Source organism: Peribacillus sp. NPDC096622, assembly GCF_044762665.1.
GTDB lineage: Bacteria > Bacillota > Bacilli > Bacillales > DSM-1321 > Peribacillus > Peribacillus frigoritolerans_B.
Genome location: NZ_JBIWES010000007.1, coordinates 116,920 through 130,631, shown reverse-complemented (window position 1 = coordinate 130,631; position 13,712 = coordinate 116,920). Strand labels below are relative to the sequence as shown.

11 protein-coding genes are annotated in these 13,712 nt (G+C 40.0%); 4 read left to right on the top strand and 7 right to left on the bottom strand.

Annotated features, from left to right (window positions below; all coding sequences use genetic code 11):
- Positions 1-581: 581 nt before the first annotated feature.
- Positions 582-1,775, top strand: coding sequence for an FtsW/RodA/SpoVE family cell cycle protein (locus ACIQYG_RS14670; RefSeq protein ID WP_402839124.1), 1,194 nt, complete (start codon positions 582-584; stop codon positions 1,773-1,775).
- Between the two features lie 108 nt (positions 1,776-1,883).
- Here ACIQYG_RS14670 and nhaC read toward each other — a convergent pair whose 3' ends face one another.
- Both nhaC and ACIQYG_RS14660 read right to left on the bottom strand, forming a co-directional pair.
- A complete protein-coding gene (nhaC, locus tag ACIQYG_RS14665) occupies positions 1,884-3,263 on the bottom strand; it encodes a Na+/H+ antiporter NhaC (RefSeq protein WP_402839122.1) in 1,380 nt (459 codons plus the stop codon).
- 764 nt (positions 3,264-4,027) lie between these two features.
- The gene (locus ACIQYG_RS14660; protein ID WP_402839120.1) at positions 4,028-5,602 is read right to left on the bottom strand and encodes a peptide chain release factor 3; all 1,575 of its coding nucleotides are present in this window, start codon (positions 5,600-5,602) and stop codon (positions 4,028-4,030) included.
- 896 nt (positions 5,603-6,498) lie between these two features.
- Here ACIQYG_RS14660 and ACIQYG_RS14655 point away from each other — a divergent pair.
- Positions 6,499-6,702, top strand: a complete 204-nt coding sequence (locus ACIQYG_RS14655; protein WP_061462203.1) for a cold-shock protein — start codon at positions 6,499-6,501, stop codon at positions 6,700-6,702.
- Positions 6,703-6,800: 98 nt separating this feature from the next.
- Here ACIQYG_RS14655 and ACIQYG_RS14650 read toward each other — a convergent pair whose 3' ends face one another.
- From ACIQYG_RS14650 to ACIQYG_RS14640, 3 genes are read right to left on the bottom strand one after another with little or no spacing between them, the layout of a single operon-like run.
- The gene (locus ACIQYG_RS14650; protein WP_402839117.1) at positions 6,801-8,768 is read right to left on the bottom strand and encodes a DUF6449 domain-containing protein; all 1,968 of its coding nucleotides are present in this window, start codon (positions 8,766-8,768) and stop codon (positions 6,801-6,803) included.
- Positions 8,743-9,642, bottom strand: a complete 900-nt coding sequence (locus ACIQYG_RS14645) for an ABC transporter ATP-binding protein (protein ID WP_402839115.1) — start codon at positions 9,640-9,642, stop codon at positions 8,743-8,745. Before ACIQYG_RS14645 ends, ACIQYG_RS14650 begins: the two co-directional genes overlap by 26 nt.
- Complete coding sequence (locus tag ACIQYG_RS14640) at positions 9,639-10,022, bottom strand: GntR family transcriptional regulator (protein WP_402839346.1); 384 nt, start codon at positions 10,020-10,022, stop codon at positions 9,639-9,641. Before ACIQYG_RS14640 ends, ACIQYG_RS14645 begins: the two co-directional genes overlap by 4 nt.
- A gap of 189 nt (positions 10,023-10,211) precedes the next feature.
- Here ACIQYG_RS14640 and ACIQYG_RS14635 point away from each other — a divergent pair, with 189 nt between their 5' ends.
- The gene (locus tag ACIQYG_RS14635; RefSeq protein ID WP_402839113.1) at positions 10,212-10,628 is read left to right on the top strand and encodes an organic hydroperoxide resistance protein; all 417 of its coding nucleotides are present in this window, start codon (positions 10,212-10,214) and stop codon (positions 10,626-10,628) included.
- Positions 10,629-10,681: 53 nt separating this feature from the next.
- Here the strand turns inward: ACIQYG_RS14635 and ACIQYG_RS14630 are convergent, their stop codons facing one another.
- Positions 10,682-11,998: an MFS transporter gene (locus ACIQYG_RS14630; RefSeq protein ID WP_402839111.1), complete on the bottom strand. Its 1,317-nt coding sequence runs from the start codon at positions 11,996-11,998 to the stop codon at positions 10,682-10,684.
- Positions 11,999-12,170: 172 nt separating this feature from the next.
- Between ACIQYG_RS14630 and ACIQYG_RS14625 the strand changes: the two genes are divergently transcribed.
- Complete coding sequence (locus ACIQYG_RS14625) at positions 12,171-12,992, top strand: glycerophosphodiester phosphodiesterase (RefSeq protein ID WP_402839109.1); 822 nt, start codon at positions 12,171-12,173, stop codon at positions 12,990-12,992.
- Positions 12,993-13,116: 124 nt separating this feature from the next.
- On the opposite strand, the gene ACIQYG_RS14620 is transcribed toward ACIQYG_RS14625, so the two are convergent.
- Positions 13,117-13,575, bottom strand: a complete 459-nt coding sequence (locus ACIQYG_RS14620) for a hypothetical protein (RefSeq protein WP_402839107.1) — start codon at positions 13,573-13,575, stop codon at positions 13,117-13,119.
- Positions 13,576-13,712: the final 137 nt, after the last annotated feature.

Below are 13,712 nucleotides of genomic sequence, written 5' to 3'. Positions count from 1 at the left end.
ACTCCCCTTGCTTTAACATATTTTTATCGGTACTCCATATCATTTTTATACTTTAAATAAAGGTCGACCGAGGAGGTACTCCTTTCCTAATCCTTGAACCCTCTTTATATAATGACAGAGACTCAATCCTGTATAATATAATCGCTTGGAAACAAGATCACAACCTGTTCCCTCTATTCCTGCCCGATTCCGTGCCATATAATCGGTGCTAAAATAAGTATACCTCTTAAGTTGAGTTTCTCTAACAAATACGCTTACAGTATCCACTGCTTCACTTCAAGTTTTGTCACAAATAACCTTAAATGGTCTTCTTCCAGACATAATGGCACCGCAATGGAATATATAGTAAAAAAATTCTGCTATAAAAAGGAGTATTCACGTTTGCTATCGAAGGTAATGTATAGGAATCCGAATTCGGCTATAAATCTGGCAGACCAATTTATCGGTTTGAGTGTTTAATATGAGGTAATGGCGGATAAATTCATATTATCGGATAAAAATTATTATCTATATAATCAATTTTCCGTTACTATATAAGAAGGCGATTTTTTCGCGCATACATATTCGAGGTGAGCGCACAAGTGAAAAGAATAATTAAAGCATACGACTTCCCTATTTTCATCGCTGTCGTATTACTCTGTTTGTTTGGTTTAGTCATGATTTACAGTTCGAGCATGATCACTGCTGTCGCTCGATACGAAAAGCCTATGGATTTCTTCTTTGAGAAACAAAAAACGGCCTTTATCATTTCATTCCTGGCAATGATCGTCACGATGATCCTTCCTTATAAGATGTACAAAAACAAAATGTTCTTGATGTCTATGATGTTTGGGATGGCCGGTGTCCTTTTGCTGCTCTTTATCTTCGGTCATACAGCAGGAAACGCCACTAGCTGGTTCAAGTTAGGGACAGCATCGATCCAGCCCGCTGAATTTTCCAAGTTAGCCATGATCATTTATCTGGCAGCCATTTACGGAAAAAGGCAGGATCGAATCAATAGTATTGATAAAGCCGTCATCCCGCCGATTTTCTTTCTGGTATTCATCTGCTTTTTAATCGGAATACAGCCTGACTATGGAACGGCAGCAGTCATTTTCCTGATTTCGAGCACCATGATCATATCATCCGGGATGTCTTTTAAGAGTATATTCAAACTCTCTTTGATCACTGCGATATTCGTTGCCATTTTTGCATTAGGAGTACTCGTGACAGGAAATTTCTCAGCCGTTCTCTCTGAAAATAAAGTGTCTCGTTTTACGGGGTTTGCAGACCCTTTCGGAAAGGCGGGAGAAAGCGGTTATCAACTCGTGAATTCCTTATTCGCGATAGGATCCGGCGGCCTTACTGGAGTGGGACTTGGTGACAGTGTACAAAAATACGGATACTTGCCTGAATCACATACTGATTTCATCATGGCCGTCATTGCAGAAGAGCTCGGGATATTCGGAGTGGGGTTCGTACTATTGACACTAGGTTTTATCGTCCTAAGGGGATTTGTACTTTCAGCAAAATGCAAAGATCCATTTGGAAGTCTTTTATTGATCGGCATCTCATCCATGATCGGCATTCAAGTCGGCATCAACGTTGGCGGAGTGACTGGACTTATCCCTATTACTGGGATTACCCTTCCGTTCATCAGTTATGGAGGATCCTCCTTACTGCTGCTCATGCTTTCAATGGGCATATTCCAAAATGTCGTCATGCGAATGAATTTACTTGAACAGAAAGAAAAGGTCGTGTCCATCCCAAAAGATGAGATTGCGTCTTCAAAATAAACATCAAAACCTTTACCCCCTGACATTTCTGTTCATGTCAGGGGGTTTTCCTTCTCTCAAAGTTATGGAAGTAAAAAACAGGCAGTCGAAGCCGACAGCCTGTTTTTTTCATTTATAATGGATACCGATTTTCGTAAAGCCAGAAATCAGACTGAGCAAAGGACAAAGTAGGCAGAAGAATGCAAATGGGGCATATTCAAGGGTTGAAACACCCAATACCTGTGTCAGGAATACACCGCAGACACCCCAAGGAACCAGAGGGTTCACAACTGTTCCCGCATCTTCAAGTACCCTTGCAAGCGTTTTTGGCTGCAAGCCTAAATCCTCATATTTCTGCTGAAAGGCTTTCCCAGGCAGTATCACTGACAAATACTGTTCACCCACCAGGAAATTCACGCTGATTCCTGCAAATACGGTAGCGGAAATCACTTTCGCTACACTCGTCAATGAATCCTGGACAGCATTTAAAATAGAAGGTATGACTCCCAATTCGAACAATAGTCCACCCATCGCCAATGCCAACAACACCATCGAAACGGAGAACATCATACTTTCAATCCCGCCCCGCGATAAGATTGAGTCGAGTTGTTCCATTTCACTTTTCAGTACAAAACCCCCGTATAAGATATCCGCTAGTTTTGCAACGGTCAAACTTGGCGTTTGTATGAAAGCAATTACAGCCGCCGAAATGATTCCTGCTGACAATGTCGGAATCGCAGACACCTTTTTCAAAGCCATGACTAGAACGATGACAAACGGAATCAAACTCCATATGCTAATGTTCGTTTCCATTTCCAAGGCCTTTGTCATGGCTTCGATTTCCTCAACACGAGTAACTTTGACATTCGGTGAAAGGAAGTAAAAGATGATAAGTGATATAAAGAAACCTGGAATCGTAGTCCAAAGCATATTATTAATATGTTCAAATAATGATGCTCCAACCGTTCCCGATGCAAGGTTGGTCGAGTCGGATAATGGAGACATTTTATCCCCAAGAAATGCACCGGAAATGATTGCTCCGGCTGTGATCGCCAACGATAAATCCATCGCCGCCGCCATACCTATTAAGGCAACACCTATTGTGGCTGATGTAGTAAGGGAACTCCCGATACAGAGCCCAATTAACGAACACACCAGAAATGTGATCGCATAGAAATATTCACCAGAAATCCAGTCAAACCCATAGTACATGATGGTAGGAATCGTCCCGCTTGCCATCCAGATGGAAATCAGCATTCCAATGAAAAAGAATATATAGATGGCTCCCATACCAGAAACTGCACCTTTGACTATAGCCGCCTCCATAATTGAAAATGGCAGCTTCTTGAACTTCCCATAAACAAATAAGAAAAGGATTGCCGCTATAATTGGAATATGGGGGGCAAGTCCATAATGTATGATACCAGTTGCAATGATTAAGAATAGAATGGCCAAAACCCCAATTGCTTCAGGTAAGGAGAGTTTTAGCTTTGCATCTTCAAGACGCATGATGTATTTCCCCGCTTTCAATGTTGTATATTCTCTGAGGTAAGGATCGGACCTTTTCACCCCTCACAATTACTGAAACGCTTTTAAGCACTAAAGTACTAGCTAAATATAAAGGAGTTTCAGGAGATTGTCAAATGAATATTTTAGTAGACTTGGATTTCACCAATGATATTTCTCTTCATGTTCAATTCATACCATCATTATGACTTTTTTGTGATTCGATAATTAGTTTGGGCTAATTGCAATGCCTTGGTTGTCCCATTGATCTTGACTAAATATTGAAAACATTTTTTTCTCATTATGATCGACCAGGACAATATAGCCTGTTTTAAGTACAGACCTTCTTCTTTATGAAGAAATCACCCTACATTCCTACGAGAAAAGTCCGCTAGAGACTATTAGGAAGCAATCGGCACTCCCATTCCCTGTATGTAAGGTCAACCTTAAAGTAAGCGATAAGTTATAGTAACGTTAAAATATCTCCAGATAATGAAAAAAGCCCGTGTATTCAAAACACACGGGGTTCGAGTTTACAGACAAAGGGAGTTCTATCTAAAATAAGACAATGTTGGTTGGAACGGAAGGTGCGAGACTCCTGCGGGAAAAAAGCGTCGAGGAGGCTCACGGACCGCCCGCGGAAAGCGAGTGCCTGTAGTGGAAATCAACGTTCGAGTTTTCACCACACCCTAAAAAAACTGTAGACAAACTTGATTTTCATCGAGTTTGTCTACAGTCTGAAGCCCGTATAAACACGGGCTTCTTCATTATTTCAAATCCATTGGATTATATAATTCCACGTCAGGATTTTTATCTTGGAACCAACGAAGTGCAAACTCATTTTCAAATAAGAATGCATATTTATCAAACCTGTCTTTAACAAGGATGCTTCTTGAGCTATGAAGATTTTCATCAAGCTTTTCATCTTCAGCCCAGCGTGTAATCTTGCTGCCCATGCGCTCCATCACGACTTCAACATTGTACTCGTTCCTCATTCGATGCTCGAATACTTCGAATTGAAGTTGCCCGACCGCACCAAGCAGATATTCTTCCATCCGAACCGTTTTGAAGAGCTGAATTGCCCCTTCTTGTACAAGTTGGTTAATTCCTTTATGGAAATGTTTCTGTTTCATGACGTTTTTAGCTGTTACCCTCATGAATAGTTCCGGTGTAAACTGAGGCAGCCTTTCAAACTGAAACATGTCTTTGCTTGTGGTAATCGTATCGCCAATTTGGTAATTACCGGTATCATATAAACCGATGATATCTCCGCTTACCGCTTCATTTACTGTGTTTCGATCATCAGCCATGAATTGAGTAGAGGAAGAAAGGTTGATCGGTTTCCCTGTCCTGCTCAAGTTGACGCTCATTCCACGCTCGAATTTCCCAGAGCAAATGCGAAGGAAAGCGATTCGGTCACGGTGTTTTGGGTTCATATTCGCCTGGATCTTGAAAATGAAACCGGAAAAATCATTACTGACAGGATCCATTTCACCTGACGTTGTCATCCTTGCTTGTGGAGCTGGTGCAAATTTCAGATAAGCATCCAAAAACGTCTGAACACCGAATGTCGTTAACGCACTTCCGAAAAATACAGGACTAAGTTTTCCATTCGCAATGTTTTCTTCAGAGAATTGGTTACCCGCTTCCGTCAACAGCATGATTTCTTCCAAAGTTTGTTCATATAACTGGGAATCCTTAAGTTTATGATCGACTTCGAGTTCACCATCTTCATTCAACGGAAGGAAACGCTCTTCCCCTTCAGTTTTGAACTGTTCAATCCGATTATTGAACCTGTCGTAAATGCCCACGAAGTCTTTTCCCATCCCAATCGGCCAGTTCATTGGATATGTTTCTATACCTAATACCTCTTCAAGTTCGGCAAGCAATTCTAGCGGCGTTTTACCTTGTCGGTCCATTTTATTGATAAAAGTGAAAATCGGTATACCCCTCATCCGGCATACTTTGAATAATTTAACCGTTTGATCCTCGATACCTTTTGCCGAGTCGATGATCATCACGGCACTATCAACTGCCATCAGTGTACGATATGTGTCTTCACTGAAATCTTGGTGGCCTGGTGTATCTAGAATATTGACACGGAAATCTTCATAATCGAATTGCATGACTGAAGATGTAACGGAAATTCCCCGTTGCTTTTCAATTTCCATCCAGTCACTGGTTGCATACTTCCCTGTTTTTCTAGCTTTAACTGTTCCGGCATCGCGGATCGCGCCGCCAAACAGCAATAATTTTTCTGTCAAAGTCGTTTTCCCAGCATCCGGGTGAGAGATGATTGCGAAGGTCCGTCGGGATTGAACCTCGTCTTTTAAATTAGTCATAATATGTTCCTTTCATTATTGGAGTCATCAATAAAAAAATTTATAGGAGGTTTTTACTGTATTTTTTACATTGGAATGGCAACCTTTCTTTGTATGCAAAAATCCTGATCATACACAATATATGTAAGAAGAAATATATCATAAGGCTTAAGCATTGGCTACTCAGCATTCATTTCAATCAACCTTTCTATTTTAACACGATATGAAGGAAAGATGTAGAGGTGAATGAATCACCCATTAGGGGATTTGTTCAGATGGCAAAACAAAAGACGCTTAATCAGCGCCCCCTATCTTAATCCATATGATTACCGTTCATTTATTCATGGTTTATTTATTTACCTTGCAGTTTTAATCGATTTTTGATTCCGCTTGTTCTTCCAGCGTTTTTTTACTTCCTTGAATATGATTGGAGCAGCAAAAATGAGAGCCCTTTTTAATAATTTCTTCATTTTTCATCAGTCCTTTCTTTCTAATCCTATACCCGATTATTTTCGTGAAAAACTTCAATGCCAAATTGTTTCCCTGATTTCAACCATAAAGGCATTTCGTATTGGACATGGCATCCGCGTCAATTTTCAATCCAGGAAAATCCTGCGCGACAATACCGTTATATTTCCCCGTATAAAACCTGTCTAATATTATTTTCCCCAAATGGGAATGTATAAATTACTTCCATTTGTTTTATCCTTTATAAAGGTGGGTATATACTGAAAAACTGGAAATTGCTCCGAGGTTAGTGGGTTAATTTTTCCTGTAGGCTTTCACATATTATCAAGCATCATCGTATGATAATTTTAACTTGAATGAGGGTGCTGGATAATGTGTGAAATTGATTTTTCCATCTAGGTAAAATCATCACCATTAATATTTTTTAACTTTTTAGGAGGATTCATCGAATGACAGTAACAGGTAAAGTGAAATGGTTCAATAGTGACAAAGGATTTGGTTTCATCGAAGTACCAAACGAAGATGATGTTTTCGTACATTTTTCCGCCATTCAAGGAGAAGGTTTCAAGAGCCTTGATGAAGGTCAAGAGGTTGAATTTGAGATCGAAGAAGGAAACCGCGGACCTCAAGCTAAAAACGTCGTAAAACTCTAAAGCATAGATACACAAACATAATTGATAGGCCATGCAAAAGGATGCCTCCCATATTGGGCGGCATCCTTTCCGTTATGTGTACATACGAGATATTCACGTTATTTTTCATTAAAATGATCCAAAATGAAACCGGGAACATATTCGCCAGAAAAACTCTTGATGTCCACATCTCTGCTTTCTTTATAATAAAAGGCAGCTGAATACTCTCCGCCCCAATCGATCTGGGCATTATCAATGGCTGCCTCGATTTCGGAAACGGTCTTGATTTTCAAGCGATTTGGCTGTTGTTCAATCTGCTGTGCGAGTTCACTTTCAGAATTCGAATGATAAATTTCCGAGTCGGTCTTCGCAACCAGGATATAAGAGATATCATCAGCCATTAACCGCGCTTGTTCCGATTGTCCGGTACTTTCCATCCATTTTGAAAACTGAGTATATGAAGAGTCCCAATTCATATAAATGGTTTTGTTATTACTCAAAAGAATGTCGATAGAGGCATAATCACCAAAAGAAGAAGTCATTTGCGCGAATGATTGATTATTCAGATCCTCCGACAATGCCTTTACAGCAGCTTCCAGCTGTTGACCGTCCGTGATCGTAATTGATTTGTCCACTTGGCCGCTCGCCGTTATCTTGATTTTAGTAACGTCTTCAGCGGAAACATTCAATAACTGATTAACCATTTTTTTATATTCATTCGACTCATAAATTCTTGCCAATAGTGGCATGTATGAGTCGTAATTCTGCAAATGATACTCTCTTGCCAACCGTTTTCCATTCTTGAGTTCATACATCAGAAATACGGATTGCCCATCATTCAATTCACCAATGGAAACCTTTTTACCCTTATCGATAATTTCCTGATGCAATAACCTGACCGCTTCTATATTTTCCTTCTCTTTAAGATAATTGGAAGCATTATTCGACGTGTCATCGTCTTCAAAAAATAAAGGAGAATCACCAATATAAATTTGGCTAATCATCTTTTCATCAGGAATCTTGGTCTTATACTGAAGGGGATCTATTTTTATAATGAGTGCCAGCACAATGACAGCCACCATAAATGCTACATAACCTTTCAGGTTGACCCGTATTCGCCAAGTCTTTTGCAGGACGATTTCCCCTAAATAATATCCAAGCAAAGAACCAACGGTATATCCGAAGAAAATCCACCCAGGTTCGCCCGTCGTTTCGCTAAAATAAAGCCCTGTAAACAGCATCATGCATAATGTCAGGCCGAATTTAAACACTGGCTTAATCTTCGGGTAAACAAATGCCTGCGACACATGTTCCAGCTTTCTCCTCTCATAGAGAAATAGAGAGCTGATAAGAAAAAGAAAGGTTAATATACTATAAATTAATATATTAATAGAGAAGAAAGTGATTTTCTCCAACTCCGTTGCTGCTAATAATGGGGAGATGCCATTCATATTGGCACTTAGATAATAATCTGCAGAAAATCCTGCTATCAAAAATTTCACATTGGCTGCAAACAAAACAAAAAGCCCCACCGGCAAAGTAAGAAAAATATAGGTCAGCACTCCTTGAAAGGCTGATAATCCCGTAACCATTCCAATTAAAACGGCAACAGAAAAGATCAAAGCTTCCAAAATAAATGTAGTCCCCATCCAAGACCATATATCCGGCATGGTATATAGCCTTTCTATATCAATTGCCGAGTGAAATAATATCAATATTGAACCTGTAAGTAAAATCGGTAAACCCATGAAGCCAATTCCCGTTCCAATCATATGAACGTAGATGCTGCGTCTGGTAATCGGTAAACTATGAATGAAGTCTGAAGCTTGTTTCATTTGTAAAAACCGAAAAAGGAAGATGGCAAGTAATACTGGAATTACGATGACCAAGACAAACTGTATCATCCGCTGACAGGAAAAAAGGTTTTCGAATTCCACATATTCATTGTTCTCATTCAAGATAATCGCTAACATTTCCAGAGGCAGCGCAAATATGAGGCCTACGAGATATAGGAAACCAATCCAGCCAGTGCTTCTGAAAATATAGATAATCAGTTCCCTATTAAACCAGGTTATTCTGGATGACATAACCGATATCCCCCATTTCATAAATGAATATCTCCTCTAGAGTAAGGGGGAGAATATCTAATATTTCTGGCTGAAACTGATTAAAATGCGATTTAATCATGGATTCTTTACCTTTAACGATACAAACGATCACGCTGCCGCGCCTTTCCTTGTTAAGAATTTGAATTCCGCGGTATAAACCGTGGGGAATTTTATGTTTAAAGGCAATTTGCACTTTATGTACATCAGCTTTTAAGTCATTCAAGACCTTTTGGATAACAAGCTCACCCTTATGCAAAATCCCTACATGATCGGCTAAATCTTCAATTTCCCGGAGATTATGGGACGATAGTAAAATCGTCATATTCCTTTCCGATACATCCTGAATCAACAACTGTCTCACATTTTTTCGCATGACCGGATCTAATCCATCAAACGGTTCATCCAATATTAGAACTTCCGGCATCGTCGAGAGTGCTAGCCAAAAAGCAACCTGTCTCTGCATCCCCTTCGATAGTTTATGTATTTTATTTTGGACGGGTATCGGGAATACTTCATGTAATTGATAAAAACGTTCTTGATTCCACTCACTATAAATCTGGCTATAAAAACCTGCCATTTGCATGATCGTATAGTTAGCCAGGAAATAAGGCGTATCAGGAAGGAAGAAGCAACGATTTTTCACTTCACGGTTTTCAAACACATATGATCCATCAATAAGAACTTCACCTGCATCCTGTATCAAATTGCCTGAAAGCATTTTTAATAGAGTCGTTTTCCCCGCCCCATTTGAACCTAATAACCCGAATATGGAGCCTTTTTGGATGACCAAGGTGACGTTTTTGATCGCTTCTTTTCCTTCATATAATTTACTCACCTGTTTTATTTCAATCATGAATCTCCCCCCTTTGCCAATGGACTGATTTCCTTTATTATTCTATAAATTTCATATTTATCGATTCCAATATACAGAGCTTCAGCGAGTACCTTTGAAAGCTCGTTTCTGATTTCTTCTTCTTTCAATGAATTTTTCAAGGATTTAGGAGGTGCCACGAAATTCCCTTTGCCTGGTAATGCATATATAAATCCGTCAGATTCAAGCTGCTTGTACGCTTTCTGGATCGTATTTGGATTGATGGTCAATTCCTGAGCCAATATTCGAATGGATGGGAGCTGATTATGTTCCTGTAAAACTTCATTGATCATTAATTCCTTTAACTTATCCATCAATTGCTCATATATCGGCTTTCCACTTTGAACATCCAACTCAAACATCATAAACCCTCCTTGCAATGGGTGTATTACAACTCCTAATACAGTACATTATAAAACAATATCTTCCAATTTAAAACCAGTTTAATACCATTTTCAAACAGTAGTCTCCATAAACTCGCTTTCATTTTGTTTAAAAGACTTACAGCAGGGAACTAATGATAGTAAGAATAATAAAAGGAGTTGTTTTTATTGAAGCCATTATATACAGCTACAGTTACCGTACACGGTGGTCGTGAGGGACATGTTAAATCTGAGGACGGGATTCTGGATTTCGATGTGAGGTCACCGAAGGAATTAGGTGGTTCCGGTGAGCGCGCCACAAACCCTGAACAGTTATTCGCAGCCGGTTACGCGGCATGTTTTGACAGTGCCTTGAACCTTGTTCTGCAAAAAGAAAAGAAAAAGGTTGATACGTCCGTGACGGCAAATGTCACGATCGGAAAAGATGAGGATGACGGCGGTTTTAAATTGGCTGTAAGGTTGGATGTTTCGATTCCCGACCTAAGCAGGGAAGAAGCCGAAGACTTCGCCAAAAAAGCACACATGACCTGCCCCTATTCAAAAGCAACTCGCGGGAACGTCGATGTCACCTTGATTTTGGTATAAAGTTTATGCAAGGGAATGGATGCGGCATTAAGGCCGGCTCCATTCCCTTTTTCTTATTTCACTTCTTCCAATCCCTTCATTTTCAAAAGAAAGCCCAAACCTATTATCGCCATGATGATCAATGACCCTAATGCCATCCGGCTCGCCAATGTACCGAGGTCATGGAATATCAACGTTATCGTTCCATATAATAGCGGACCGATTATTGAAGAGACTTTTCCAGAGAATGCAAATAGCCCAAAAAATTGCCCCCTCTTCTCATCCGGAGTCAATTCAATGATATACGTCCGTGATGTCACCCACATCGAACCTAGCGAAATGCCGAACATACTCCCTGCAACCCAGAACCAAAGGGCGGTTTGTGCGAAGACCGCTATAAATAAAGCGACCAAGAGCAGAACTCCCACATATGTCACAGCCACCCGCGGTCCCTTCGACTGCGTGATGTATCCAAACAGAAACGATCCGGCAATACTCGATATTGTCGATACCAAGTAAAGCAAAATGAATCCGCTAGAGGAAAATCCAACAACAGTCTTGGCATATACGGCCATCATGCCGATAGTGGTCGCAATTGCATCATTTAAAAAGAAATAAGCAATCATGAATGTAAAAACCGATCGATAGGATTGCATCTCTTTAAATGTTGATTTAATTTCCTTATAACCGGATAAAAAAGGTTCTTTCGCCTTTTGCTGTTTTGGAGACTCTTTTAAAAAAAAGAATAAGGGAAGGGAAAAAACCAGAAATAAAATGGCCGTGGGAATGAAGGCTTCATGTGAACTCCCTTTACTTATGAATGGATAGATTGACAGTCCCACTAACGTTCCAAGGTAGCCTACCGCCACGCCAAACCCTGATATAAGCGGCAATTGCTGTTTCGTGCCTAAATCACTCATCATCGTATCATAGAAAACAAGACTCGAATGATAGAAAAACTTTGCTATCACAAATAAAAGAATGACGATCGCCAAGGAAATGGGAATGCCCAGAATCTTTCCATTGAACGGCGTCCCTCCAAATACCCCCATTAAAAATGTACACACAACAGAAATGAGTGTGAAAATCATAATGTATTTTTTCATTTTTCCCGTTCGATCGATCAAGACACCGAACAGTGGGGAAAACAAAACAAGAAACAAACTGGCAATCGCATTAGCGTAGGAAATGAAGGTACTCGCAATCTGATCAAGAACGGCATTTTCCCCAATCTGTTCCTGTAGGAAGAATGGAAAGAAAATCGTGTTGATATTAGAAGAAAAAATCGTATTGGCAAAATCGTAAAACGCCCAAGAGAGAATGGGAAGGGAAAAATATAAACCAAAATTCCCCTTCCATTTTTTTGACTTCGGTTTCACCTGCATTTCCATCTTCTTTCCCCCCCTTATTGATACTTAAATTATATGTATTCCATACCTTTCCAATAAATCCTTTAAGTCGGATTATAACATTGTTTAAAACATGATTTTTTCCTGCCTAACATGTAAAATTATGAAATGAGACTGTCCTGCTAAATCATTGTGCCTAATAGGAGTGTGAAAGATGATTGCATTTTTTCTAATTATCGTGGTAACCATGCTTGTCCTGTTCACTCTCTACACTAAAAGATCAAAGAGTGATTTCCCTGAAAGCTTAATGATGAAGCATTCCCCCCTTAAAATTGGACATCGAGGTGCATCTGGATATTGCCCCGAGAATACAATGGCATCCTATAGTAAAGCAATTGAATTGGGAGCTGACTTCCTCGAAGTGGATATCCATCTTAGTAAAGATGATGTCCTTGTGGTTCATCATGATCCCACCCTGGATCGAACCACAAACGGCAAAGGGAATCTCCGTGATTACACGGCAGCCGAATTAAAGGAACTGGATGCAGGAAGCTGGTATCATTCTCGCTATAAAAACGAAAGGATTCCTTTACTAAGTGAGGTATTGGAGAATTTCGGGTCTGAAGCAGGAATTTTAATCGAATTGAAGCATCCCTCTGCTTATCCCGGCATTGAACAGAAACTTGCAGAAGAATTAGTGAAATTCCAGGAAAATTCAACAAGTAAAAATAAGATAATGGTTCATTCATTCGATATGGAATCCATGAAAAGGTTTCATCAATTAATGCCTGACATACAAGTGGGCGTTTTGATAAAACGTCGAATTAATGACCAAAAATTAAAAGAAATTGCCGAGTTTGCATCATTTTTGAATCCAAAGCAAACGATTTTGAGTACGAAGCTGCAAATGCGGATCCAAAAGCACGGGATGAAAGTATTTACATGGACCGTCAACAATAAAAAACAAATACGCATGTTCAAAATGATGCAGTTAGATGGTATCATTTCTGATTTTCCTGATTACTTTTTGGATTGAAACTTTGGATGATATGTGAAAAAACATGAAGGATGACTAGTTCTTTACACGGCTCAGGGTGAGACCATTCCGAATCCCCCCTTTTGTCTACAAACTGAACAATCCGCAAATGCGGATTGTTTTTTTAATAACAATGAAAGAATTGTATCTCATGGGCATCCGTTCCATAATAGGCCCATCGCTGTTGACTTCGTCTCCATCGATAACCCGCCACGGAATTATAGCCGACATATGTTGGGTAAAACCAAAATGAGCGGCCATTCTTAAGCCAAACATACGTATGTTTGTATAAACACCCTTTCATTGAACCAGTGTCCATTGACTTATACATTCCATCGTGAAGTTGTGGAGTGAATAATGGCGGAGCTATATGAGGCGGGCCTCCTCCGTGCGGCGGCCGTGGCGGCGGCTGGCCCCCTCCGTAGGACGGACCAGGCGGGCCAGGGGGGGTCCTTACATCCATTATCTGATTTTCTAATGGATATGGCGCTGCCAAGAAATCATTGCCCATTTTTCGGGGATGTGCATTTTGGCCATTACCGTTATGGTGGTTCCGTTGATCGAATGAATCGTATGGTTTCATACCTTTTTCACCTCATATATGAACTTCCTTTTATCCGTATGTAGATGAACGACCATGTGTGCAATCTTTGCTCTGTACAAACTCGAATTTGGTTTCTATTTGATCTATTATCTAAAAATAATGCCTCAGAAAATATT